The sequence below is a fragment of the Bradyrhizobium nanningense genome (assembly GCF_004114535.1).
Classification (GTDB): Bacteria; Pseudomonadota; Alphaproteobacteria; order Rhizobiales; family Xanthobacteraceae; genus Bradyrhizobium; species Bradyrhizobium nanningense.
The window spans coordinates 53,584-78,912 of sequence record NZ_LBJC01000008.1; the positions used below are offsets into that span (position 1 = coordinate 53,584).

At 59.2% G+C, this 25,329-nt stretch carries 19 protein-coding genes; 18 read left to right on the forward strand and 1 reads right to left on the reverse strand.

Features of this window, described 5'->3' with window-relative positions:
- The first annotated feature begins 26 nt into the window (after positions 1–26).
- The 16 genes from XH84_RS06620 (at position 27) to XH84_RS06695 (ending at position 20,020) form a co-directional block, all read left to right on the forward strand.
- Complete coding sequence (locus XH84_RS06620) at positions 27–1,556, forward strand: acyl-CoA carboxylase subunit beta (protein ID WP_430641872.1); 1,530 nt, start codon at positions 27–29, stop codon at positions 1,554–1,556.
- Between the two features lie 7 nt (positions 1,557–1,563).
- Positions 1,564–3,579 carry an acetyl-CoA carboxylase biotin carboxylase subunit gene (locus tag XH84_RS06625; protein ID WP_128918403.1) on the forward strand — a complete coding sequence of 672 codons (2,016 nt, stop codon included), beginning with the start codon at positions 1,564–1,566 and terminating at the stop codon, positions 3,577–3,579.
- A gap of 108 nt (positions 3,580–3,687) precedes the next feature.
- Positions 3,688–5,568 carry a methylmalonyl-CoA mutase family protein gene (locus tag XH84_RS06630; protein WP_128918402.1) on the forward strand — a complete coding sequence of 627 codons (1,881 nt, stop codon included), beginning with the start codon at positions 3,688–3,690 and terminating at the stop codon, positions 5,566–5,568.
- 34 nt (positions 5,569–5,602) lie between these two features.
- Positions 5,603–7,756, forward strand: coding sequence for a methylmalonyl-CoA mutase (gene scpA / locus XH84_RS06635; RefSeq protein ID WP_128948094.1), 2,154 nt, complete (start codon positions 5,603–5,605; stop codon positions 7,754–7,756).
- A gap of 612 nt (positions 7,757–8,368) precedes the next feature.
- Entirely contained in the window at positions 8,369–8,728 is a 360-nt protein-coding gene (locus XH84_RS06640) for a VOC family protein (protein ID WP_091890167.1), read from the forward strand.
- Between the two features lie 122 nt (positions 8,729–8,850).
- On the forward strand, positions 8,851–9,306 hold the full coding sequence (locus XH84_RS06645; protein ID WP_245471628.1) for a flavin reductase family protein: 456 nt from the start codon (positions 8,851–8,853) through the stop codon (positions 9,304–9,306).
- Between the two features lie 252 nt (positions 9,307–9,558).
- Positions 9,559–10,428, forward strand: coding sequence for a branched-chain amino acid ABC transporter permease (locus tag XH84_RS06650; RefSeq protein ID WP_128918401.1), 870 nt, complete (start codon positions 9,559–9,561; stop codon positions 10,426–10,428).
- 37 nt (positions 10,429–10,465) lie between these two features.
- On the forward strand, positions 10,466–11,443 hold the full coding sequence (locus tag XH84_RS06655) for a branched-chain amino acid ABC transporter permease (RefSeq protein WP_128918400.1): 978 nt from the start codon (positions 10,466–10,468) through the stop codon (positions 11,441–11,443).
- Positions 11,440–12,165: an ABC transporter ATP-binding protein gene (locus XH84_RS06660; RefSeq protein WP_128918399.1), complete on the forward strand. Its 726-nt coding sequence runs from the start codon at positions 11,440–11,442 to the stop codon at positions 12,163–12,165. Before XH84_RS06655 ends, XH84_RS06660 begins: the two co-directional genes overlap by 4 nt.
- Positions 12,158–12,877, forward strand: coding sequence for an ABC transporter ATP-binding protein (locus XH84_RS06665; RefSeq protein ID WP_128918398.1), 720 nt, complete (start codon positions 12,158–12,160; stop codon positions 12,875–12,877). The genes XH84_RS06660 and XH84_RS06665 overlap by 8 nt, the downstream gene beginning before the upstream one ends.
- Positions 12,878–13,075: 198 nt before the next feature.
- Positions 13,076–13,837 (forward strand): enoyl-CoA hydratase/isomerase family protein, encoded by a 762-nt coding sequence (locus tag XH84_RS06670; protein WP_128918397.1) that lies wholly within the window; start codon positions 13,076–13,078, stop codon positions 13,835–13,837.
- A gap of 6 nt (positions 13,838–13,843) precedes the next feature.
- Complete coding sequence (locus XH84_RS06675; RefSeq protein WP_128918396.1) at positions 13,844–14,611, forward strand: creatininase family protein; 768 nt, start codon at positions 13,844–13,846, stop codon at positions 14,609–14,611.
- A gap of 220 nt (positions 14,612–14,831) precedes the next feature.
- Positions 14,832–15,962, forward strand: coding sequence for an LLM class flavin-dependent oxidoreductase (locus XH84_RS06680; protein ID WP_128918395.1), 1,131 nt, complete (start codon positions 14,832–14,834; stop codon positions 15,960–15,962).
- 29 nt (positions 15,963–15,991) lie between these two features.
- A complete protein-coding gene (locus tag XH84_RS06685) occupies positions 15,992–16,771 on the forward strand; it encodes an enoyl-CoA hydratase/isomerase family protein (protein WP_128918394.1) in 780 nt (259 codons plus the stop codon).
- 1 nt (position 16,772) lies between these two features.
- Complete coding sequence (locus XH84_RS06690; RefSeq protein ID WP_128918393.1) at positions 16,773–18,644, forward strand: AMP-dependent synthetase/ligase; 1,872 nt, start codon at positions 16,773–16,775, stop codon at positions 18,642–18,644.
- A 143-nt stretch (positions 18,645–18,787) separates the two neighbouring features.
- Complete coding sequence (locus XH84_RS06695) at positions 18,788–20,020, forward strand: ABC transporter substrate-binding protein (RefSeq protein ID WP_128918392.1); 1,233 nt, start codon at positions 18,788–18,790, stop codon at positions 20,018–20,020.
- 53 nt (positions 20,021–20,073) lie between these two features.
- Here XH84_RS06695 and XH84_RS06700 read toward each other — a convergent pair whose 3' ends face one another.
- A complete protein-coding gene (locus tag XH84_RS06700; RefSeq protein WP_245471629.1) occupies positions 20,074–20,937 on the reverse strand; it encodes an AraC family transcriptional regulator in 864 nt (287 codons plus the stop codon).
- 394 nt (positions 20,938–21,331) lie between these two features.
- On the opposite strand from XH84_RS06700, the gene mdeB reads away from it, so the two are divergent.
- Together mdeB and XH84_RS06710 are read left to right on the forward strand one after the other, a co-directional pair.
- Positions 21,332–24,019 (forward strand): alpha-ketoglutarate dehydrogenase, encoded by a 2,688-nt coding sequence (gene mdeB, locus XH84_RS06705; RefSeq protein WP_430641871.1) that lies wholly within the window; start codon positions 21,332–21,334, stop codon positions 24,017–24,019.
- Positions 24,020–24,038: 19 nt separating this feature from the next.
- Positions 24,039–25,328, forward strand: coding sequence for a 2-oxo acid dehydrogenase subunit E2 (locus XH84_RS06710; protein ID WP_128918390.1), 1,290 nt, complete (start codon positions 24,039–24,041; stop codon positions 25,326–25,328).
- The last annotated feature ends 1 nt before the right edge of the window (position 25,329 follow it).

Genomic DNA, 25,329 nt, shown 5'->3' on the forward strand with positions numbered 1-25,329 from the left:
GCGGGGCCATCGAGGAGAATTCCGTGATCTCGACCATTGAAGCCCTTGAAGACCGTCGCGCCGGCGCCAGGCTGGGCGGCGGGGAAAAGCGCATCGAGGCACAGCATGCCCGCGGCAAGCTGACCGCGCGCGAGCGCATCGAGCTTCTGCTCGACAAGGGATCGTTCGAGGAGTTCGACATGTTCGTCGAGCACCGCTCCACTGAGTTCGGCATGGAGAAGAACAAGATCCCCGGCGACGGCGTCGTCACCGGTTGGGGCACCGTCAACGGCCGCAAGACTTTTGTCTTTGCCAAAGACTTCACGGTGTTCGGCGGCTCGCTCTCGGAAACGCACGCGCTGAAAATTACAAAACTCCAGGATATGGCGATGAAGGCGCGCGCGCCCATCATCGGCCTCTATGACGCGGGCGGCGCCCGCATCCAGGAGGGCGTCGCCGCGCTCGCCGGCTATTCCTACGTGTTCCGCCGCAACGTGCTCGCCTCGGGCGTGATCCCGCAGATCTCGGTGATCATGGGCCCCTGCGCCGGCGGCGACGTCTATTCGCCGGCGATGACCGACTTCATCTTCATGGTGAAGAACACCAGCTACATGTTCGTCACAGGCCCGGACGTGGTGAAGACCGTCACCAACGAGGTCGTCACCGCCGAGGAGCTCGGTGGCGCTTCGGTGCATGCGACGCGCTCCTCGATCGCGGACGGCGCCTTCGAGAACGACGTCGAGACGCTGTTGCAGATGCGCCGGCTCATCGACTTCCTGCCGTCCAACAACACCGACGGCGTGCCGGAATGGCCAAGCTTCGATTCGATCGAGCGCATCGACGATTCCCTCGACACGCTGATCCCCGACAATCCGAACAAGCCCTACGACATGAAGGAGCTGATCCTGAAGGTCGTGGACGAGGGCGATTTCTTCGAGATCTCGGAGGCCTTCGCCAAGAACATCGTCACGGGCTTCGGCCGCATCGCGGGCCGCACCGTCGGCTTCGTCGCCAACCAGCCGATGGTGCTGGCCGGCGTGCTCGACAGTGACGCCTCGCGGAAAGCCGCGCGCTTCGTCCGCTTCTGCGACGCCTTCAACATCCCGATCGTCACTTTCGTCGACGTACCGGGCTTCCTGCCGGGCACCGCGCAGGAATATGGCGGCCTGATCAAGCACGGCGCGAAACTGCTGTTCGCCTATTCGCAGTGCACCGTGCCGCTCGTCACGGTCATCACCCGCAAGGCCTATGGCGGCGCCTTCGACGTCATGGCCTCCAAGGAAATCGGCGCCGACATGAACTATGCCTGGCCGACCGCCCAGATCGCGGTGATGGGCGCCAAGGGCGCGGTCGAGATCATCTTCCGCAGTGACATCGGCGACCCCGACAAGATCGCCGCCCGCACCAAGGAATACGAAGACCGCTTCCTGTCGCCGTTCATCGCGGCGGAGCGCGGCTACATCGACGATGTGATCATGCCGCATTCGACGCGGCGGAGGATCGCAAGGGCGCTCGCGATGCTGAAGGACAAGAAGGTGGAAGCGCCGGCCAAGAAGCACGACAATTTGCCGTTGTGAGATCGCAGTGTTCAAAAAGATTCTGATCGCCAATCGCGGCGAAATCGCCTGCCGGGTCATCAAGACTGCCCGCCGGATGGGAATCCAGACGGTTGCGGTCTATTCCGAGGCCGACCGCGACGCCCTCCATGTCGAGATGGCCGATGAGGCCGTGCTGATCGGTCCGCCCGCCGCGGCCGAGAGCTATCTGGTGATCGAGAAGATCGTCGAGGCCTGCCGCAAGACCGGCGCCGAGGCCGTGCATCCCGGCTACGGCTTCCTGTCCGAGCGCGAGGCGTTTCCGCGCGCGCTGGAGGCCGCGGGCATCGTCTTCATCGGTCCGAATCCGGGCGCGATTGCGGCGATGGGCGACAAGATCGAGTCCAAGAAGGCGGCCGCCAAGGCCAAGGTCTCAACCGTGCCCGGCTATCTCGGCGTCATCGAAGACGACAAGCACGCGGTCCGCATCGCCGACGAGATCGGCTACCCCGTGATGATCAAGGCCTCCGCCGGCGGCGGCGGCAAGGGCATGCGCATCGCGCATTCCAAGGCCGAGGTTGCCGAAGGCTTCAATCTCGCCAAGGCCGAGGCCAAGGCCTCGTTCGGCGACGATCGCGTCTTCGTCGAGAAGTTCATCGTCGATCCCCGCCACATCGAGATCCAGGTGCTGGGCGACAAGCACGGCAACGTGATCTATCTCGGCGAGCGCGAATGCTCGATCCAGCGCCGCAACCAGAAGGTCATCGAGGAGGCGCCGTCGCCGCTGCTCGACGAAGCCACCCGCCGCAAGATGGGCGAGCAGGCGGTCGCGCTGGCCAAGGCCGTGAATTACGATTCCGCCGGCACCGTCGAGTTCGTCGCAGGACAGGACAAGAGCTTCTACTTCCTGGAGATGAACACGCGCCTCCAGGTCGAGCATCCCGTCACCGAGCTCGTCACCGGCACCGATCTCGTCGAGCAGATGATCCGGGTTGCTGCCGGCGAGAAGCTCGCCATCGCGCAGAAGGACGTCACGCTCACCGGCTGGGCGGTGGAATCGCGCCTCTACGCCGAAGATCCCTTCCGCAACTTCCTGCCGTCGATCGGGCGCCTGGTGAAGTATCGCCCGCCGGCGGAAGCGAGCCATGACGGCATCACCATTCGCAACGACACCGGCGTGCAGGAGGGCGGCGAGATCTCGATCCATTACGATCCGATGATCGCCAAGCTGGTGACGCACGCGCCGTCGCGCGCGGCCGCAATCGAGGCTCAGGCCACCGCGCTGGATTCGTTCTATGTCGACGGCATCCGTCACAACATCCCGTTCCTGTCGGCGCTGATGCACCATCCGCGCTGGCGCGAGGGGCGGCTCTCGACCGGCTTCATCGCCGAGGAATTCCCCAAGGGCTTTGCGGTGCGGGTGCCCGAAGGCGAGGTCGCCCGGCGGATCGCCGCGGTCGGCGCCGCCATCGACCACGTGCTCGGTGAGCGCAAGCGGCAAATCTCGGGACAGCTCGGCGGCCGGGTCGTGCAGCGCGAGCGCCGCCGCGCGGTCTGGCTCGACCGCCAGGAGATCCTGCTCGATATCGCGCGCGAAGGCGATGCAATCGCGATCCGCTTCGTCGATGCCGAGGGCAAGACCGGCAATGCGCATCTGTTGCAGTCCGCATGGAAGCCCGGCGATCCGGTCTGGCAGGGCACCATCGACGGGCAGTTCGTCGCCGTTCAAGCGCGGCCGATTCCGAACGGCATCCGTCTCGCGCATCAGGGCGTCGAGGTGCCCGTCTATGTCTGGACCGAAGCGGAGGCGACCTCGGCGCGGCTGATGCCGGTGACGACGGCCTCCGACAGCGGCAAGAAGCTGCTCTGCCCGATGCCGGGCCTCGTCGTCTCGATCGCGGTCAGCGAAGGTCAGGAGGTCAAGGCCGGTGAGACGCTCGCCGTGGTCGAAGCCATGAAGATGCAGAACGTGCTGCGCGCCGAGCAGGACGGCACCGTGAAGAAGATCCACGCTAGCGCCGGCGCAACGCTCGCAGTGGACGCGCTGATTTTGGAGTTTTCCTGAATACTGCAAGAGATCGCGACCTGAGATAGGCAGCTTGTCTGCAGGAATTCCGTTTACTTACACATAAAAGTGATGCTGGGCGGCTCGGCGTCACTTGGGACTAAGTCGATGAATACCGAACGGTTCGCATTGGCATCCGGCTTTGCGCCTGCTTCACGCGAGGACTGGCGCACGCTGGTTGACGGCGTGCTAAAGGGAGCGCCGTTCGAAAAGCTGATTGGAAAGACGTACGACGGCTTGAGAATCGAGCCGATTTACCTCCGTGCGAAAGACATTGCGCCGGTCGAGGGGCGGGCACCCGCGGCGCCTTGGCAGATCATGCAGCGCATCGATCATCCGGACGCGGTGACGGCCAACAGGCAGGCCCTTCAGGATCTGGAGAACGGAGCGACGGGCCTGGCGCTCGTCTTTGCCGGCGCCAACTGTAGCCGCGGGTTCGGCCTCGATCAAACGCCGGACGCCGTCGCCAAAGCATTAAAGGACGTCCACCTTGATGCCGGCATTGGGATTGAACTTCAGATTGGTACACACGGGCGTAAGGCCGCGATCCATGTCGCGGAATATGTGAAGTCGGTCGGCCTCGATCCAGCCATCTGCGACATTCGATTTGGGCTCGATCCGCTGGGCGCGTGCGCCCTCCGCGGACGCAGTCCATACACTTGGGACGAAATCGTGCGGACCGTTGCCAGCTCGATCGAAGGGCTTGTAACGCTGGGGTTCAGGGGGCCCTTTGCCGTGAGCGATGGGCGTATCGTTCATGATGCTGGCGGCTCAGAAGTGCAGGAGCTTACCTTCGTGCTTGCCTGCGGCGTGGCATATCTGCACGCTTTAGAGGCGGCGCGCATTCCGCTGGACGAAGCGCGAAGCATGATCTATGCGCGACTCTCTGCTGACGCCGACCAGTTTTTGACTACGGCTAAACTCCGCGCGTTGCGACTCCTCTGGGCCCGCATCGAATCGGCGTGCGGTCTTGCGCCAAAGCCGCTGTTCATTGCGGCCGATAGCTCTTGGCGTATGTTGACCCGGCGCGATCCCTACGTAAACATCTTGCGCGCTACCATAGCGACATTTTCTGCCGGAATAGCCGGTGCCAATGCGATCACAGTGCTGCCGCACACGTCGGCGCTGGGCCTTCCAGACGCGTTTGCCCGGCGCGTGGCTCGCAATACGCAGCTTGTGCTGCTGGAGGAAAGCAATCTTGCCAAGGTTAGCGATCCTGCCGCAGGCGCGGGCAGCATTGAAGCGCTGACAACGGAGCTTTGCGAGGCGGCCTGGAGAAATTTCCAAGAGATTGAAAACGCCGGCGGCATCTTTGCCGCTCTCCAGCAGGGAACGTTTCAGGCGAAGATCACAGCTACGCGCAGGGCGCGCGAAGCCAATCTCGCGAAGCGCCGCGACCCGCTGACCGGGGTGAGCGAGTTCGCAAACCTTGACGAAGGCGCAGCGGCGGTACTGAAAGTAACACCGATGGCTCTTCCGCCTAGTGTTGACCAGAAATTCGTATTCGATGCACTGCCGCCGATGCGGCTTGCGGAACCATTCGAATCGCTTCGCGACAGGTCCGATGCGATATTGAAGCTAGGCGGCGCGCGGCCGCGAGTGTTTCTTGCTAATCTGGGCACACCGACCGACTTTACGCCCCGCGCGACCTTCGCGAAGAGCTTCTTCGAAGCCGGAGGAATTGAGGCTATCGACGGCGCAGGCGTCACCGACCCAGCCGAGCTTGCCCTCGCATTCATGGGCTCTGGTGCCGAACTCGCCTGCCTTTGCTCCAGCGATAAGATCTATGCGGAGCGCGCCGAGATCTCTGCCCAAGCGCTTCAGCAAGTCGGCGCTAGGCACATCTATTTGGCGGGACCTCCCTCTCAATTCGAGGCCGCGTTTCGGCGGGCTGGCATCGGCAGCTTCATTCACGTCGGTTGCGACGCCTTGGCGACGCTAAATGCCGCTTACGACTGGATCCAAGACCCGAAGATTTCCTTCGGATAATTGCCAATCGAATGCGAGCACTCAAATGTCATCCATCAGCGGTATCCCGAATTTTGCAAATGTTGCTTTCGAAAGGTGCTCGGTCGTCGCCTCTTCTGTTCCCGTCGATCCGTGGGTGACTCCGGAGGGCATTCCGGTCAAGTCAGCATACGGAGAAGCAGATATCGCCGGGCTCGATTTCCTTGAGACCTGGCCAGGCATCGCGCCGTACCTGCGCGGCCCCTACCCGACCATGTATGTCAATCAGCCCTGGACGGTCAGGCAATATGCGGGCTTCTCCACGGCGGAGGATTCCAACGCGTTCTACCGCCGCAACCTCGCGGCCGGGCAGAAAGGCCTGTCGGTCGCCTTCGATCTCGCCACCCATCGCGGCTATGACTCTGACCATCCGCGCGTCAGCGGCGATGTCGGCATGGCCGGCGTCGCCATCGATTCCATCTACGACATGCGCACGCTGTTCGCAGGCATTCCGCTCGACCAGATGAGCGTGTCCATGACCATGAACGGGGCGGTGCTGCCGATCCTCGCGCTCTACGTCGCGGCCGCCGAGGAACAGGGCGTGCCGCCGGAAAAGCTCTCGGGCACCATTCAGAACGACATTCTGAAAGAGTTCATGGTGCGCAACACCTACATCTATCCGCCGGCGCCCTCGATGCGGATCATCTCGGACATCTTCGCCTACACCTCGCAAAAGATGCCGAAGTACAATTCGATCTCGATCTCCGGCTATCACATGCAGGAGGCCGGCGCGACGCAGGACCTCGAACTCGCCTATACGCTCGCGGACGGCGTCGAATATCTGCGTGCCGGCCTTGCCGCCGGCCTCGACGTCGACCGCTTCGCGCCGCGCCTGTCGTTCTTCTGGGCGATCGGCATGAACTTCTTCATGGAGGTCGCCAAGCTGCGCGCGGCGCGCCTGCTCTGGGCGAAGCTGCTGAAACCGTTCAATCCGAAAGACCCGCGATCGCTGTCGCTGCGCACGCACAGCCAGACCTCTGGCTGGTCGCTGACCGCGCAGGACGTCTTCAACAACGTGATGCGCACGACGGTGGAGGCGATGGCGGCGACGCAAGGCCACACCCAGTCGCTGCACACCAACGCGCTCGACGAGGCGCTGGCCTTGCCGACCGATTTCTCGGCGCGCATCGCCCGCAACACCCAGCTGTTCCTGCAGCAGGAGAGCGGCACCACCCGCATCATCGATCCCTGGGGCGGCTCGTATTATGTCGAGCGGCTGACGCGGGACCTCGCGGCGAAGGCCTGGGCCCACATCCAGGAGGTCGAGGAGCTCGGCGGCATGGCGAAGGCGATCGAGGCCGGCCTGCCGAAGCTGCGCATCGAGGAGGCCTCGGCCAAGACCCAGGCCCGGATCGATGCCGGCAAGCAGGCCGTGATCGGCGTCAACAAGTACAGACCGACCGACGAGGTCCCGATCGACATCCTCAAGGTCGACAACACCAATGTCCGGCGCTTGCAGATCGACAAGCTGACGCGGCTGAAAGCCGAGCGCAACCAGAAGGACGTCGATACCGCGCTGGCCGCGCTGACGCGCTCGGCGGGTGAAGGCAACGGCAATCTGCTGGCGCTCGCCATCGACGCGGCGCGGGCCAAGGCGACCGTCGGCGAAATTTCGGACGCGATGGAGAAAGTGTTCGGCCGCCATCGCGCCGAAATCAAATCCATCACCGGCGTCTACAAGCGGGAGGCGTCCAGCATGGGCAACCAGGTCGAGAAGGTTCAGGCGCTGATCGACGCTTTCGAGGAAGCCGAAGGCCGCCGCCCGCGCATCCTGGTCGCCAAGATCGGCCAGGACGGCCACGACCGCGGCCAGAAGGTGATCGCATCGGCCTTCGCCGATATCGGCTTCGACGTCGACATCGGGCCGCTGTTTGCGACCGCCGATGAGGCCGCGCGCCAGGCGGTCGAGAACGACGTGCACATCCTCGGCGTCTCTTCGCTCGCCGCCGCCCACCTCACCGCGGTGCCCGAGCTGAAGGCCGCGCTGAAGAAGCACGGCCGCGACGACATCATGATCATCGTCGGCGGCGTGGTGCCGCCGCAGGATTACGACGCGCTCTACACGGCCGGCGCAGAGGCGATCTTCCCGCCGGGCACCGTGATCGCGGACGCGGCCGAGGAGCTGATCCGCAAGCTGAATGCCCGGCTCGGGCACAGCGAGGCGGCATAGCCTGAATACAAGCTCACCCGAGCGCTCGTCCGAATATGACTAGCAGGCAGCAATCATGTCGACCCTAGATCGAATTCGTCATGAGATAGATCACATGCGCGTTCAGGTCGGACGTCACCGTAGGGAAGCGTCTCGACTGCGACATGCAGGAATAGATGTGGGCGCAACGGAAGCGCTCATCGGCAAGATACAGGCGAAAATTCAAGAATTATGCTCTGAGAGAGATGAGCTGAGAAAGATGCAACCGAGTCCGACAAAGGGTAGGGTCGGTCGTCGGAAATGGTGAATCCGAGAGCTGGCGCAGGGTAGAAGTTACGGTGCCAGCGCTTTGTCCATAGCTCTGCCGGAATACGCGGTAGAGTTGCCTCAGGTCTGCGCACTTCGATCAGAGCAGTTCGACCCTAGCCGCAACAAAATCATCTCCTCTCGCGGTACCGGCTAGCGAAAAAAGAGCCTTGCGTCCGTGGGCCACAGCATAAAATGCTGCTTGGTCATGCGAGGCGTGACGACTTTGAACATTAATGCCGAAGGGACAGCGCAACTATGATCACACAATTGAAGCCCGCGGCGGAGGCATGAATAAACGGTCCTCGCCAAATAGGGAGTGAGAAGATGAAGCTTAAGCACGTCTATCTTACCGCTCCGGAACCTGAAGCACTGGCCCGCTTTTACGAAGCACTTGGATTGACGATCCGCTTTGCTGACCGCGGCAAGTGGATTCAGTTCGTAGGAGATAAGGCCGCCTTTTGCTTAGCAAGCCCTGCGGAATCCGTGTCCGAGCAGTCTCGGAATGCTGTGGTTGTATTCGAGGTGGAGGATATGGACGCTGCGCTTGAGCGAGCGCGGGCGGAGGGCGCTGAGCTCGTCGGTGAAGTTCGGGAGATGGGGGCGCATGGCCGGGTGGCCCATTTGAAAGATCCGCAACGCAACACAATTCAGTTCTTTCAGGCTGTGGTCAAGAAGGGCGTCTAACCCGCTTTATGAATTAGATTCGGTTCGATTTATCGGGGAAACCTATCACCATGAACTTCCGAGTGTCGCCCATGCCTAGTCAAGAAATCTCCGCGTTCAGTAGCAAGGAATTCCGGAGCGCAATGCGCAACGTGCCGGGTGCAGTGTCTATCGTAACTACGGGGGTGCATCCTGGCAGGCACGGTTTGACGCTGACGGCCGGCTGCTCATTGTCGACCGAGCCATCGAGCGTGCTGGTCTGCGTGAACAAGTCGGCTGGCGGTCACGATACGATAAAGCAGAGCGGATCATTCTGCTGGAATATTCTCGCGGCGGATCACGCCGAGCTGGCAAGAAAGTTCTCCGGACAGGACGGCAGCAAGGGTGACATACGCTTTACCGACGGTTTGTGGCGCGAACTGATTACGGGATCGCCAAGTTTGATCGATGCGATTTGTAGCTTCGATTGCCGACTGACTGACTCTCACGATGCTGGCAGTCATACGATCTTCGTCGGTGAGGTGGTCGCACAAGCGATAAACGCCGATCGCGACCCCCTTGTCTATGTGAATGGCGAATTCACAGTACCGAAGCGTTAGAACTCCGACTGGTTCGGGGAACGTGTTTGAGGCATGGAGCGGATACTAACACCGCTAAAATGAACCGATGTTTGTAGCCAATAAAGGTCAATTCTGGAGCAAGGTTGCGGCGATGAGCGTTGAGGAGACCAGGCGGAAAGCCATTAGCGAAGTCATCTCGATTTGGAGCGACGGACGCGAGGCGCCAGCCGCGCCTTCGGGCATCCCAATGTCTTGGCTGCGGTGTCCACTCGTACCGCTCGTTGCTCACTAATGTTGTCACTCTGGCTCAACGTTCTTGCGAGCGGCATTCTGCTTGGTCTCGTTTATGGCTTGGTGGCGCTGGGGTTGACCATCATATTCGGCGTGATGCGGGTGGTAAACTTCGCTCACGGTGAGATGGTCGTCTTCGGGGTCTATATCGGATACTGGGCGGTCCGTCTTTGGGACGCCCCGATCATCGTAGCGGCGGCAATAGCTGCGGTCGTCATGTTCTTTTTCGGGTACCTCCTGGAAGCCCTGATAGTGAAGCGGTTCGTCAACCGGCCCCATCATTACCAATTCATTGTATTCATCGGTCTATCGCTGCTCTTCAGCGGCGTCCTTCTGGTCGCCTTCGGGCCTGACCCGCGTCCGAGCGCTTCTCTACTATCGTTTCGCACTGTATCACTCGGCTTCGTGACGCTCGATCTGGCGAGATTGCAGGCGGCGATAACCGCGGGTGTGCTTATCGCTCTGCTGGGAGTATACCTCCGGTTTTCCTCGCTTGGCCGGGCGTTGCGAGCGGCCGCAGACAACCGGTTGGGAGGGCTTGTCGTTGGATTGAACATTCCACGGGTCTACGCGGTGACGTTCGGAATTGGTGCTGCCTGCGCCGGTGTAGCCGGGGCGCTGATATCTCCTCTGTTTGATGCCCAACCCTATCTCGCCGTTGACTTCACGCTTCTTGCTTTCGTGACGGTCATTGTCGGTGGTCTCGGCAGCTTCAGCGGAGCGCTGCTGGGAGGCCTTGTTATCGGCGTTGCCGAGGCAATTGCGGCACTAATGTTCACCCCGTCGATGAAGACGGCGCTTCCCTATGCGCTCCTCATCATCATCCTGATTTTCCGTCCGAGAGGGTTCTTCGGTGCAAAAGAGATTTGACGGCGGGCCTGAAATAAAGCGGTGGCTCGCGGGAGCGATGGTCTTCATCGTTCTTGCGTTCGTGGGCTCTTCTGCAGATCCGTACTTTATCTCACTGATGACGATCGTGTTGCTATTCACTTTCCTGGGGCAGTCCTGGAACTTGATGCTCGGCATCGGCGGCCAACTATCGATTGGCCATGCGCTTTTTGTCGGGCTAGGTGCCTATTCGGTTGGCGTCCTCTACGTAAAGTACGGAATCTCGCCGTGGATTGGCCTCTTCCTTGGAATGATCATTGCCGGATCAGTCGGTGCGGCATTGGCCTGGTTGAGCTTCCGCTTCGAAGTGCGCGGAATCTATTTCGCGCTGCTGACGATTGCGGCTGCGGAGTTTGCCAGGATCATGTTCAGTGGATGGGAATTCGTTGGCGCAATGCAGGGGCTGTTCTTTCCGGCGCCAACTGGCGCGATCGAATTCTCAATGCTCCGGGGAGGAGCCCGCTTCTATTACTTTGTCGCGCTCGCACTGGCCGCGCTGGGAATTATAGGAACCGAACTCATTTCACGATCCTACCTCGGATACGTGTGGCGAGCGATGCGAGACGATGAACCGGCCGCACGAGCGCTGGGCGTCCGCACTTTCCGGCACAAGATTCTTGTGATCTCTGTATCCGCCGCAGCGGCCGCGGCCGGCGGTGGGGTTCTGGGACTCGTGCAAGGGTCGATATTCCCGGACTCGATCATGGGTATGGGGCTCTCTGTTGATGTGCTGATCGGACCTGTGGTCGGTGGGCTGGGGACGACGTTCGGTCCTCTGATTGGCTCGCTTGCCGCGATCCCTCTGAACCATTTGATGAGTGCCATCGGCGACAATCTTCGGATTCCGGGGCTGAACAATATCGCTTACGGTATTGTCCTCATTTTGGTCGTCTGGTTTCTGCCAGATGGCATCTGGCCGGCGATCGTGCGTCTCTGCAAAGCAATTCAGGCGCCATCCCGACTGTGGTTGCCGCATCTGAGGAAGGCCGAGGAATGACGGCTTTATTGGAAGTAAAGAACCTCTCTCGATCGTTTGGGGGATTGGTTGCGGTCAAGGACGTCAACTTCACGCTAGAGGCCGGACGTATTACTGCGCTCATTGGGCCGAATGGTGCGGGAAAGACGACCTGTTTCAACCTTGTCGCCGGCTCCCTGAGCCCGACCAGCGGGCAGGTGTTCTTCGAAGGACGCCAGATCGACAGTACCCCTCCGGAAATTGTCTGCAGGATGGGTATCGCAAGAACATTTCAAATCGTTCGACCAATGCGTGATATGTCCGTGCTCGAGAACGCAATGGTGGGCGCCTTCAGCTGGACCAAAAGCGTAATGGAAGCCAAATCGAAAGCCTACGAATCCCTTGAAAGCGTCGGACTCGCCGGCAAGGCCAATGCGCGGACGGACCAGCTAACGCTTCCGGATCGGAAAATGCTGGAGACGGCGAAGGCCTTATCCACCCGGCCAAAACTGCTGTTGCTGGATGAAGTAATGGCGGGCCTTCGACCGACAGAAGCGGCGGGTGTCGTCCGAGTGCTGCAGACACTTGCCGAAGGCGGCCTGACGATCCTCCTGGTCGAACACGTCATGCGGATCGTGATGGAAGTCGCGTCGAACGTCGTCGTACTTCATCACGGTGCCAAGATCGCGGAGGGAAGTCCCGCAGAAGTGGTTGCCGATCAGAAGGTTCTTGATAGCTATCTAGGGGCAGGCTTCCATGCTTGACGCGGCGCTCTTATCGATTGACGGGCTCTCTGTTGCCTACGACGGATCGAGCGCATTAAACGGCGTCTCGCTGCAGATCCGCAAAGGAGAGTTGATCTGCGTCGTTGGGGCGAATGGTGCAGGGAAAACGTCGCTCATCAGATCGATCTCGGGTATAGTACGATCTTCAAGTGGCACCGTAAAAATGAACGGCGTCAATATTACTGGGCTGCCCCCATGGGAGATATGCGAACGCGGTATAGCGCAGGTCGCCGAGGGCCGACAGAGTTTCGGCAGCCTCTCTGTCGAGGAAAACCTTCTGCTAGGCGGATCACTGAAGCGCGCGAAGGCCTATCAGTTCGAGACGCTTGAGTTCGTCTACCAACTGTTTGAGAGACTACGGGAGCGTAGACGGCAACTGGCCGGGACGCTATCCGGGGGCGAACAGCAGATGTTGGCGATCGGACGTGCGATCATGTCGAAGCCCGAAATGGTTATGTTCGACGAGCCGTCGATTGGGTTATCGCCTGCACTGACAGACGTGATGTTTGGCGTAGTGAAATCGCTCCACGAGCAAGGGATTACAGTGCTGCTGGTCGAACAGAACGTGGCGAAATCGCTTGCCTTGAGCAATCGCGGCTATGTCCTGGAGAATGGTTCAATCGTACTGCACGGATCGAGTCAAGAATTGCTCAACAATTCCGAGATTCAACGCGCATATCTCGGAATGTAGCGGAGCTGTGGCGCAAATTGCGCCGAGCACTGTGTGCTCTCTCTCTTACTTAACGGTCCCTCGGACCAGCGGAATTGCAAGCCGTCTAAGCAGATAATGCCGCAATGTGCCGCCGGGGCAACCTTTTGTGTTGATGCCTGCCGACGATGAAGCGGTGTACAGCAATCAATTCCGAGGTACGTCACCTAGGCTCTACTCATGATACAGGATGATGCCCTCTTAATCGATCGCCAACTTGACCTGGTCACACTGACTATGAATAGGCCACCGGCAAACGCGTTGAACAACGAACTAGTTGAGCGCTTGCTGGATGCCTTTCGGGCGCTTGCCTGCCAGGCGATGCCGCCAGGTATTGTTTTGACTGGTCAGGGTACCCGGTTCTTCAGTGCAGGCGGCGACATAAAGGAAGTGACGGGCATCGAGATATCCCGGCCTCGTATGAGGTCGTTCCATGCGCTCCTTTGCGAGATGGAGCGATATCCGGCGCCGCTTGTGTGTGCCGTCCGAGGTTACGCTGTCGGCGGCGCGTTGGAATTTCTTCTGCACGCCGATTACGTGATCGCGAATGGCGAGTGTAAGATCGGTTTCCCGGAAATCAACCATGGTCTCTTGCCCGCGGCCAAAGGCATGCGGAAGGCAGTGCAGAAACTGGGACTTCGTGATGCGCGAGCGCTGCTATATTGGGGCGAGCTGGTCGATGCAAGGAAAGCACTCGAGATCGGAGCAATCGACGAGATTACAGCGACTTCGGACGTGACGTCGCGGGCGTTAGAAGAGTGTAAGTACCTTCGCGGAAAGGATCAAAGGCTATTTGCGGCCATCAAGCGCTCGCTGAACCTGACGGAACAGATGGACGACGCCTCCCTTGAGGCGATGACAATTGAGGATCTTGGGGCCTACCTGACGGGAGACAGTTCGGCAGATGCGCGGGCCCGATTTCTGTCGAAAAACGCAAAGTAGGCATCGATGACCGAGTTCGCTTCTTCTGATGAAGTTCGACTGGAGTTGATGAATTTCGAGCAGGTGTCGGCGGCCCTGGCGCGGGGGACGTCGACGATCCTGGTACCGTGCGGGGCCGTCGAGCAACATGGACCGCATCTTCCTCTTTGCATGGATGCCGACCACGCTGATGCGCTCGCATCTAAGGTGGTACGGCATCTTGGAAATGCTTTGATCGCACCGACAATCAAGGTCGGCTGCTCAGCTCACCATCTCGTATTTCCCGGCACCATCTCCCTTCGTCCTGAAACGTTCGAAGCGATCTGCCTCGACTACTGCACAAGTCTCGCTCGGCACGGCTTCAAGCGGATCCTGCTGTTCTCGGGACACATCGGTAATTTTCCAATCCTGCGCGACATGCTTCCTCGATTGAAGCAGGCCATTCCCGAAGACGTCGAGATCGACGCATTCTCCGATTCGATCGCCTGGATCGACAGGTGGCGAAGCGCCGTCAAAGAGGCCGGCGCAAACCCAGATGCGGTCGGCGGGCATGCCGACATAGCGGAGACGTCTCTCATGCTGTATCTGCGTCCCGACAGCGTGCGGCCGGATCGGTTCGAGGCGGGGCACCTTGGCGCGCTGTCTGAAGAGCAACTTCGATCCATGTGGAGAAACGGCGTCAAATCGGTCACTGCCAACGGCATCATTGGCGATCCGCATGGGTCGACTGCGGCAATTGGCGAGCGATGTCTTGAGGCGATAACCGAGCTCCTCGTCGCGTCCTTTGCCAAATAGACCGGCTCGTATCGAGCGCATCCCGCTCTTCGAGCACTGTCCCCAAGTAAATCGCCACGTCGTTGCGACGAAGGACGGCGATGTCCTGAGACATGACGCGGTTCGGCTGCGTACAGCACAAAATTTGGAAAGTTGCGTAGCGAGACCCTGCATTCGGACGAAAATATTGCTGTGCTTATGAAATGTTAGGCCATCTCGAAACTCCCTGAGGATTAAGAAGATGGCACTTACGTTCGGGTTTTGGTCGGAGCAGGAAACCCAGGTCGGGCAGAGTTATGCGCGCCGACTCCATGAGCTGGTGGACGAGGTGCGCCTCGCAGAAAAAGTGGGGTTCGATTGCGCCTCGCTCTCCGAACAACACGTCGCATTGGGCGGCATTTCGAGCTCGGCGCCAGAGGTGGTCTATGGCTATCTCGCTGCCGTCACCTCGCGCATCAAGCTGAGGCCGGCGGTCACTTTGATGCCGCAGAAGATCAATCACGCCTTGCGGACCGCGGAGCGCTTGGCGGTGACGGACATTCTCTCGAACGGTCGCATGGAGTTCTACGCCGGTCGAGCCAATACCACCATCGCGATGCGCGCGTTCAACGTTGATCCGGGTGAGACGCTCGCTCAAATGGAGGAGGGGATCGCGCTTCTGAAGAAATCGATGCGCGAAGACATCTTCACCTTCGAGGGCAAGTACTACCAGGTTCCGCCGCGAATGCTTGTCCCGAAGCCCCTGCAGAAGCCCCATCCGGTCATCGGCATCGCTGCCACGAGCGAACGCAGTCACAGCTGGGCTGGCGCCGAAGGCCTCGCTGTAATGAGCAATTCGATCTACCAGGGATGGGAGGTCCAGGAAAAGCTGCTCAACTCCTATCGTCGATCCTGGAAGCGTGACGAGCTTGGGCCGCTCGAGCGCCCACGCATCGGCATTCCGCTCTTTTTTGGGATTGGTCCTACGGATCAGAAGGCGAAGGAAGACTACGCCGAGCCGTTGATGAATTATGCGAAGATCTCGACCGACGCTTATCCGCGCTTGGCAAAGATTGCCGATGATTACGCGTACATGAGCGAGAGCGTACCCGCCATGGAGCGCGCCGCGAAGGACTGGGACTATCTGCTCAATCACTCGGCAACTACGGTTTGCGGAAGCCCCGATACCGTCATTCGACAGATCGAAAAGTTCCAGGCATTGGGCATTGATGAGGTCCTTCTGCATCTGGACTCCGTAAATCACGAGAAGATCATGGAAGCGATTGAAATGGTCGGGCGCTACGTCATCCCGCACTTCAATGACAGAAACAATGTCGTGCGGCCGACGGAGGAGATCCTCGGCCAGATTCGCGCCATGCGGCCGCAAAAGTAAAGTTTCCAGGAAAACACGGGAGCAGACCAATGTCGAAGCAGGGCTACAAATATCTGATTGTCGAGCGGCGGCCGAGCGGTGTTGCCGTCATAACGATGAACCGCCCGGAAATCCTGAATGCGATCAACTGGGATATGCACCACGAGCTGGAGCGCGTCTTCGTCGAGCTGGACGACGACAAGGCGACACGCGCAATCGTGCTGACGGGCGCCGGGCGCGGCTTCTGTTCCGGTGGCGATCAGAAGACGCTCGACAAGAGCCCGATTCCTTCGCCGACCCGAGGTGGGCGTCATCTGATTCGGAATATGCTGGAAGTCGAAGTCCCGATCGTTGCTGCAGTCAACGGCGTTGCTGTCGGTCTGGGCGCGACGCTAGCGCTATTTTGCGATGTCATCTTCGCAAGTCCAACGGCACGGTTCGCCGATACGCATGTCACGGCGGGTGTCGTCGCAGGCGACGGAGGGGCTGTGATCTGGCCTCTCCTGATGGGGCCTGCCCGTGCGAAACACTATCTCATGACCGGCGAATTCATTTCCGCGGAAAAGGCGGCTTCCATCGGAATGATCAACGATGTCATTTCCGACAGAGACGTCAAGGAGGCCGCGATCGAATACGCTGAGATGCTCGCGAGCGGTCCGAGGGAAGCGATCATTTGGACGAAATACAGCGTCAATAAGATCATCAAGCAATATTCGCACCTATTGCTGGATACGTCGACTGCTCTGGAGACCATCACTTTCGCATCGCCTGAGCGGAGGGATGCGGTCGCCGCGTTCGCCGAAAGGCGCAAGCGTTTCGCGGAGCGGTGAAATGGATGTCGAACACATCACGTCGGGGGCTCAGTTCGCGGATGTCACCATTCCGCAGCTTCTGAGCTCTCGACGAGCGGCGCGGCCGGACGAGATAGCATTCAAGCAGAAGCGCCGGGGCGAATGGACTGCGACAACCTGGAAGCAGTATTCAGATCTGGTCGCCAATTTGGCCGCGGCTCTGCAAAAAGCCGGATTCAAGCACGGTGACCGTGCGGCCATCATGGGAGACGTGTCTCAGGAATGGCTGCTTGCGGACATGGCGACGATCTGCGCCGGCGGGGTTATGGTCGGCGTCTATTTTACGTCATCGCCAGAAGAAGTTGCTTACTACCTCAGCGATTCCGGAGCATCCTTCGTCTTTGTCGGGAGCGAACTTCAACTCAATATTGTCCTGGCGTCAGGCCAGACTGAGAAATTGAGAAACATCATTGTGCTCGACCCAGAGTGGAAGGGGGCGGGCGGCCCAGCGAATGTCGTTCCTCTCCAAGTCTTCTGTGGGGAGACTTCGGTTGACGCGGACGTGTTCCTTAGGGAGCAAGTTGCGAAAGCAAAGGCTAGTGACCTGGCGAGCATAGGGTACACATCCGGCACGACAGGGTTTCCAAAGGGCGCGATGTTGACCCACCTTTCGCTGCTCGCTGGTGCACACTCTGTAACGACATTCAGTTCGAAGTTGCGTTCCGATGCTCATCGCGTGGTGGTGCATCTTCCGATGTCGCATACGGTTGCGCGCGCACAGGCAACGACGTTACCTTTGCTGATTCGGCTGATCCCGTACTTCGGGGAGACGAGCGCTGATTTCGCTCAGACCATCAAGGAAGTGAAGCCAACCTACTTCATGGCTCCGCCGAGGTTCTATCAGAGGTTTGCCACCCAAATCCTCAGCAAGGTTCATTCGGGGTCTGAGAAGCAGAAGCAGGACTACCAATTCGCAATGACGATCGCTCGCAAGGCGCTCGACGACCGTCAGGCCGGCGGTGTGCCCAACCCGTTCATATCCGCCCTGTTCGCCGTCTGCCGGGAACGGATTTTCCGTCCCTTGCTTGCCGAGGTCGGGTTTGAAGAACTCACCGTCACCTATACGTCGTCGGCTGCGATGCCTTCCGAACTCATGTCTCTGTGGCAGCTGTGGGGACTGCAGCTAAAGGAATGTTACGGGCAGACCGAGCTGGTTGGAGCGAACCTGGTCCAGATGGCTGAATGGCCGGAAGCGGGAACCGTGGGCGTCCCCGTGCATGATGCGGCTTGGCAAACTGCCGTTCTTGAAGACGGAGAAATGATCGTCAAAGGTCCCGGGCTCTTTGTCGGGTACTGGAATAAGCCAGAGGAAACGAAGTCGGCCCTCCGCGATGGCTGGCTTTATACCGGCGATATCGTGGAGATTGGGCCGACAGGCCTGTTCAAGCTGGTCGATCGAAAGAAGGAGATCATCAACACATCCAACGGCAAATCGATCAGCCCCACGCAGATCGAGAATGAAATCCGGCACAGTCCCTTTATCTCTGAAGCGGCGGTGATCGGAGAAGGAAAGAAGTATCTGACCGCGTTGATCGAAGTAGATGCGACCGCGACGATGGAGTGGGCCAAATCGCGTGATGTTCGCATTGCTCACTATTCGGATCTGGCGGAGTCAGAGATCGTCGTCCGGATGGTTGAAGGCGAGATTGCCAAAGCAAACGGTCGGCTAGCGAGGGCCGAGCAGATCAAGGCCTTCCGAATACTTCCGGAGGAGCTCTCTCCGGAGAATGGCGTGATGACGCCAACGCGGAAAAAGCGCCGCAAGCAAATAATGGAGCGGTACCGGTCACTGATCGATTCGCTCTATGACGATAGTGAGGAGAACCTGATCAAGACCGAGGTGGGAATATAATCTGATCCGTTTCCGCTTCGTGCGATCATCAAGCTTGCTGAGCGCGTGTCGCAGTTGTGTTCGCGTTGCAGCGCGCTGTCATTCTTAAAGCTTCCGACCAAATCGCCGTAATTTCCATTGTAGTCAACTGAAAGAGACTTCACATGAAGAATCGCATCGGAAACGGGCTTACTCGCCGGACCGTGCTCGGCAGCGGTTTTGGCATCGCCGCAGGGCTTGTATCGTGGCCGGTCAGGGCGGTGGGCCAAGTCAAGGTTAAGATCGGCGCGATCATGCCCAGCAGCGGCGTGTTGGCGTTCCCCGGACAGGCTTGCGTGCGCGGCATTGATCTCGGCGCGAAGTTCGCCAGACAGAAGTACGGTGATGAGATTGAGGTCATTCACGCCGATACGCAGAGTCGGCCGGAAAATGGCCGTATCGCTGCGGAGAACCTGATCCGCCAGGGTTGTACGGTCCTCATCGGCGCCTGGGACTCGGGCGCGACCATCTCGGCGCTTCAGGCCTGCGAAGCAGCGAAGGTCCCGATGGTCGTGCATATCGCCAGCGCGACGCAAGTGACCTCGCAGGGCTTCACTCAGGTCTTCCGTTACTATCCGACGTCGCTGATGATCATTCGTCAGTCGCTGATCGATTTGAAAGCTCTGTTGACGACCCTCAACGGTCCGCCAGCCAGCGCGGTCGTCCTCCACCTCAACAACGTGATGGGGCAGTCGAGCGCCACGAGCATAGCACAGGCCTGGAAAGAGGTCGATCTCCCGATCAAGCTCACTGAGTTCATTCCATACGATGAGAAGGCCAAGGACCTCTCGGTCGAAGTCGCAAAGGCAAAAGCGACCGGCGCTGACATGCTTTTCCCGATCACCCGGGTCAACGACGCCATCATGATCACACGTGAGTGTGTAAAGCAGGGATGGAGCCCGAAAATGATCTACTCGGCGAATTCGAACGGCGTTATCGACAAGGCATATTACGACGCGCTTGGGAAGTACGCTGACGGCGCGATGGCGTCGGCGCTCTACTACAATCCGAAGGCGCCCGATGCGCACAAAATTCTCGAGATGTTCGCGGCCGACTACCCCAATGAATGGCTCGACGCAAATGCGGCATGCGCCTTCGAGGCCGTGCAGATCGTTAGGGACGCGGTAAATCGTGCTGGCTCGTCGGAATCGGGGGCAATTCACGGCGCCCTCAAGCTGACGGAAATGCAGCCAGTCTTGATGTCGTCTGGGACGATCAAATTTGACTCAAGCGGTCAGAACTTGAATTCCGCCGTGGCTCTGCTTCAAGCGCAAAAAGGCAAGCCGCGCGTGGTTTCACCGAGGGCAATTGCCGAAGCAGACCTGGAATATCCGGTGGTGCCCTTCAGCTCACGATAAGGCGCCACGAACCACCGCCCCGGTTCAATGCCGGGGCTGTGTTTCTATGCGTGCTAAGTGAAGGGCTGCTGGCTGCTGAAGCTCGACCGTTCGGCGAGGAAGCGGCGGGGGCTCTTTCCCATTGTCTTCTTGAACATAGTGATGAACGCGCTCGGCGTCTCATAGCCCAGATCGAGCGAAACGGCCTGCACCGACGATCCAGCCGTCAAGCGTTGCAATGCGACCAAGATATGAAGCCGCTGCCGCCAGCGCCCGAATGTCATTCCGGTTTCCTTCAAGACCAGGCGGGCGAAGGTCCGCACACTCATTGCATACCGGGCGGCGAGTTCATCGATGGTGCTACGGTCGCCGGGATCATTGAGCAGTGATGCCGCGAGATGTTGAAGTCGGCTGTCCGTGGAAATTGGCAAGTACATCTGTTCCGTGGACATCTGCACTAATTCGTCGAGCAACACTCGACCGAGTCGGCTCGTCGGTCCTTCAACGGGATAAAGTGGCGGAAATACGGATAGCCGGTGTATCAACTCGCGAACGAGCGACGATATCGTGAATGTGCAGCAAGTGTTTGGAAGCATACTTGCCAGCGGATCGATAAAGACCAGATAGACCTTTCCATGGTCTGACACGCAATTGCTATGCATGACCCCAGGAGGTATCCACACGGCTCCTTGCGGAGGAACGATCCATAACCCACCAGGGGCACGACACATGACTGATCCATGTGAGGCGACGACCAATTGTCCCTTCTTGTGCGAGTGGAGCGGGAGTTCGTCACCATGTTCACCAGTCTCAATGCACATCGAGACGATTGGACGATCGAACTGATCCGGATCTATCGGGTCGTAATTGAGCCTAAGATCCGGCAAATTCATTCTGGCCAGGCTATGATCCATTTCAGATGCGGGTGATGTGCTCATTGAGTTCACTCGTTAATGGATACGGTTCCATCCGTCAGGTGGCGCGAGTGGAGCTCGCTTCGGGAGCCTGCGGGCGACAATAGCCCTTTGCCAAATGATCGTCACGAAAAAGTAATGTGGTCGAAGCGGGTCTAAGCCCTCGGCTCTGCTTTTTCCAACCGCGACATGAGCCGGATGGGCGGGCAGCCGTGCGGCGCGATCCAGCCAGCCGCGACAAAGTGTGCTTTCCGGGTACCTCATTTGCCCTCTCGCACGCGACACGGCAGAGAATGCCAAGATCCGCAACAGCTGCCTCGTTCGATCGCGTGTTCAGCCCGAAATGCCGGAGTTTTCGGCGAGATATGCCACGACACCCAATGCTACCAAGGAGGGAGTTCGAAGGAGTCTGACGACAGTGACCATTCGCATCGACGCCCCGACCAAGTCAGCCGGTGGACAATCGCTTGACCAAGACGAAAACGAAACGGCCGATTGGCTTGCATCCCTCGGATCTCTCCATCGAAGCGCGGGTGCTGAACGTGTACGCTTTATTCTCTCGGCACTGGATCAGCGAGCCAAGGAGCTCGGCGTACTTTCAGATGTGCCTCCCTACTCTCCTTATCGAAATTCGATACCTCTCGAGTCGCAGCCGCCCTATCCGGGTGACATCCAGATGGAGACCCGGATCACTGCGATTATCAGGTGGAACGCCCTCGCCATGGTTGTTCGGGCCAATAGGGCCTATGGGGAACTCGGGGGCCATGTCGCTAGCTATGCGTCGGCGGCAGAAATATTTGAGGTCGGTTTCAACCATTTCTTCCGCGCGTCAAGTCCGGAGGCGGAAGGCGACATTGTGTACTTCCAGCCGCATTCCTCGCCGGGCGTGTATGCGCGCGCGTATCTCGAAGGGCGCCTGTCAGAAGAAAACTTAAGATACTATCGTCAAGAGCTCACCGGGGCGGGCCTGTCCTCATATCCGCATCCTTGGCTCATGCCAGACTTCTGGCAGATGCCAACAGGCTCGATGGGCATCGGACCAATCAGCGCCATCTACCAGGCGCGTTTCATGAAGTATCTCGACAACAGAGGTTTGGCGCGTACCCAAGACCGCCACGTGTGGGGCGTATTCGGTGACGGAGAAATGGACGAGCCGGAGTCGATCGCCGGCCTGTCTTTGGCCGCGCGTGAGAACCTCGACAATCTGACGTTTATCGTCAATTGCAATCTTCAACGGCTCGACGGTCCAGTGCGCGGGAACGGACAGGTCATCCAAGAACTGGAGATGATCTTCCGAGGGGCAGGCTGGAATGTGATTAAGGTGCTGTGGGGATCGGAGTGGGATCAGATCTTCTCGCGCGACACAGAGCACGCATTGTTGCGCAAATTCGCTGCGACGGTTGATGGGAAGTATCAGACGCTCGGTGCCAAGGACGGAGCGTACAATCTCGCGAACTTCTTCGGTGAAGATCCGGAGGTGCGGGCTCTTGTCTCGCATATGTCCGATACTGACATCGATGCGCTGAAGCGAGGCGGCCATGATTTTCGGAAGCTATTTGCCGCCTTCGCTGCAGCAAAGGCGACCAAGGGGCGGCCGACTGTTATCCTGGCGAAAACCAAGAAAGGGTATGGAATGGGAGGCGCCGGGGAGTCGCGCATGACGTCTCATCAGGCGAAAAAGCTCGACATCGATGCGCTCTATGCGTTCCGCGATCGCTTCTCTCTTCCACTGACCAACGAACAGGTTGAACGTCTCGAGTTCTTCCGTCCCGCGAACGACAGCGCCGAGCTTCAGTATCTACGGTCGAAGCGTGAGGCACTTTGCGGCTACATGCCGACCAGAAGGCGGACGGCGGCGGCCGTTGCCGTCCCCGCCCTACAGTCCTATGCCGAGTTCGCGCTCAAGGGCGAGGGCAAAGAGACGTCGACGACGATGGCGGTGGTTCGGCTGTTCTCGAATCTGCTTAAGGACAAAGTGCTCGGTCCCAGAATTGTGCCAATCGTTGCTGACGAGGCGCGGACGTTCGGTATGGCTAACCTGTTCAGGCAGGTGGGGATCTACTCACCGGTCGGGCAGCTCTATGAGCCGGAAGACGCGGGCTCGATGCTCTACTACAAGGAGGCGGCGGACGGTCAACTGCTCGAGGAAGGCATCACAGAGGCGGGCGCGATTTCTTCCTGGACGGCCGCGGCGACGTCTTACAGCGTCCATAACTTCGCATTGCTACCGTTCTATATCTACTATTCGATGTTCGGATTTCAGCGGATCGGCGATCTTATCTGGGCGGCCGCGGATCAGCGCGCACGGGGCTTCCTGATCGGCGCGACCGCCGGCCGCACCACTCTCGGCGGCGAAGGACTGCAGCATCAAGACGGCTCTAGCCATGTCATCGCAGCGACGATCCCGAACTGCCGAGCATACGACCCGGCGTTTTCCTACGAAGTCGCCGTCATCGTGGACCATGGAATGCACGCCATGCTCGAAGAGGGGCGTGATGAATTCTACTATCTCACGGTGATGAACGAGAACTACGCGCAGCCAACCATGCCTGTGGATGTTCGCGACGACATCATAAAAGGTCTCTATCGCATCGTTTCGAGCGAAAATGGACCTGCGAAGGTGCGCCTCGTCGGTTCCGGCGCAATTCTTCCAGAGGCATTGGAGGCTGCAAAGATGCTGGAGAGGGATTGGCAGATCTCCTGCGAAGTATGGTCGGCCACCAGCTTCGCAGAACTTGCGCGGGAGGCTCGAGAAATTGAGCGCAAGAACCGTCTAAACCCGCTCTCCAAGCCAAAGGAGAGCCACGTTTCAAAGTGTCTCTCAGGAAGCGTGCCGGTCGTGGCGGCCTCCGACTACGTGCGTGCCTATCCGCAGCTCATAGCGTCGTATTTCGAGGCGCCGTACACCGTTCTCGGTACTGACGGTTTCGGACGGAGCGATAAGCGTTCCGCGCTAAGGTCGTTCTTTGAAGTCGATCGCGCGCAGATCGCTATCGCTGCACTGACATCTCTGGCGCGGTCGGGGGCGATCGATCGCAGCCGGGTGGCCGAGGCCATCGCGCGCTATGACGTCCCGGCGGACGCAAATTCCCCCTGGTCAAGGTAACGCAGGTCAAAGCGAAATCATGGTTGATTCAATAGAAATCGTCCTGCCGGACATCGGGGACTACAAGGACGTGCCGATCGTTGAAATCAACGTTGCGATTGGCGATGATATCGTAATCGATACACCATTGCTCTCGATCGAATCTGACAAAGCAACGATGGAGGTGCCGTCTCCCGCGGCAGGAAAAGTCAAGCAGTTGATGATCGAGGTCGGTAGCTTGGTATCTCAAGGATCAATCTTGATGATCCTAGAGGCAGGATCGGCATCAGGTGACTCACCTGCTCAAGAGATGAGTGCGGAACCGGCTTCATCAGAGAAGGATGTCGGTGCTGTGGCGCAGGGAGGGGCCGCGTCAATCAAGGTACGAGAAAGGCCTGAGCCAAGTGGATTAGAGGACCGGGGCGGACGGCCCGAGGTAAGTCAGGCGCATGCATCACCGTCGGTTCGCGCATTGGCGCGGGAACTCGGCGTGCCGTTGGCCCTCGTCGTGCCAAGCGGAGCCAAGGGCAGGGTGCTGCACGATGATGTTACGAGCCACGTGAAGCAGGTGATGGGGTCGACCCAGTTGCCGCCATCTGCAATCGCTCCAGCGCTGCCAAAGGCAGACTATGAAAAGTTCGGCGCGATCGAAAGAGTGCCTCTCTCGAGAATCCAGCAGATAACAGGGGCAAATCTTTCACGAAACTGGAACACGATCCCGCACGTCACAAACTTCGACAAAGCTGATGTGACCGACGCGGAGGCGTTCCGAAAGAATATCAATGGAGAGGTGGGGGAGGCCTCAGCGAAGCTGACGATGGTGTCGATCTTGATTAAGGCAGCAGCCCTTGCGCTGAAGAAATATCCCCGCTTCAATTCGTCCTTTGATCAAGATGCCCTAATTCTCAAGAAGTACATTCACATCGGATTTGCAGTCGACACTCCCAAGGGTTTGGTGGTTCCGGTCATCAGAGATTGCGATAAGAAGGGACTGATAGAGATCGCCTCCGAAATGCGTGCGCTCGCGGACAAGGCCCTTGGAGGTCAGTTATCCCCGGGGGACATGCAGGGAGGCTGCATCTCGGTCTCGTCGCTGGGAGGCGTCGGCGGTCATGGGTTCACGCCAATCATCAACGCTCCCGAAGTGGCGATCCTGGGAGCGGGGCGCGCTGTCACCGAGGCAGTCTGGGACGGAAGTGGATTTCAGCCGCGTCAAATGCTTCCGATAACGCTCTCGTGGGATCACCGGGTGGTCGACGGTGTCGCTGCCGCGCGGTTCTTGGGCTTCGTCGCGACTCTGCTGAACGATCTGCGGCGATACGCGTTGTGAG

Coding starts and splice junctions, on each gene's coding strand:
- XH84_RS06630 (WP_128918402.1), top strand. CDS start 3,688: ATGAATACCGAACGGTTCGCATTGGCATCCGGCTTTGCGCCTGCTTCA.
- XH84_RS06640 (WP_091890167.1), top strand. CDS start 8,369: ATGAAGCTTAAGCACGTCTATCTTACCGCTCCGGAACCTGAAGCACTG.
- XH84_RS06645 (WP_245471628.1), top strand. CDS start 8,851: ATGCGCAACGTGCCGGGTGCAGTGTCTATCGTAACTACGGGGGTGCAT.
- XH84_RS06650 (WP_128918401.1), top strand. CDS start 9,559: ATGTTGTCACTCTGGCTCAACGTTCTTGCGAGCGGCATTCTGCTTGGT.
- XH84_RS06655 (WP_128918400.1), top strand. CDS start 10,466: ATGGTCTTCATCGTTCTTGCGTTCGTGGGCTCTTCTGCAGATCCGTAC.
- XH84_RS06660 (WP_128918399.1), top strand. CDS start 11,440: ATGACGGCTTTATTGGAAGTAAAGAACCTCTCTCGATCGTTTGGGGGA.
- XH84_RS06665 (WP_128918398.1), top strand. CDS start 12,158: ATGCTTGACGCGGCGCTCTTATCGATTGACGGGCTCTCTGTTGCCTAC.
- XH84_RS06670 (WP_128918397.1), top strand. CDS start 13,076: ATGATACAGGATGATGCCCTCTTAATCGATCGCCAACTTGACCTGGTC.
- XH84_RS06675 (WP_128918396.1), top strand. CDS start 13,844: ATGACCGAGTTCGCTTCTTCTGATGAAGTTCGACTGGAGTTGATGAAT.
- XH84_RS06680 (WP_128918395.1), top strand. CDS start 14,832: ATGGCACTTACGTTCGGGTTTTGGTCGGAGCAGGAAACCCAGGTCGGG.
- XH84_RS06685 (WP_128918394.1), top strand. CDS start 15,992: ATGTCGAAGCAGGGCTACAAATATCTGATTGTCGAGCGGCGGCCGAGC.
- XH84_RS06690 (WP_128918393.1), top strand. CDS start 16,773: ATGGATGTCGAACACATCACGTCGGGGGCTCAGTTCGCGGATGTCACC.
- XH84_RS06695 (WP_128918392.1), top strand. CDS start 18,788: ATGAAGAATCGCATCGGAAACGGGCTTACTCGCCGGACCGTGCTCGGC.
- XH84_RS06700 (WP_245471629.1), bottom strand. CDS start 20,937: ATGAGCACATCACCCGCATCTGAAATGGATCATAGCCTGGCCAGAATG.
- XH84_RS06710 (WP_128918390.1), top strand. CDS start 24,039: ATGGTTGATTCAATAGAAATCGTCCTGCCGGACATCGGGGACTACAAG.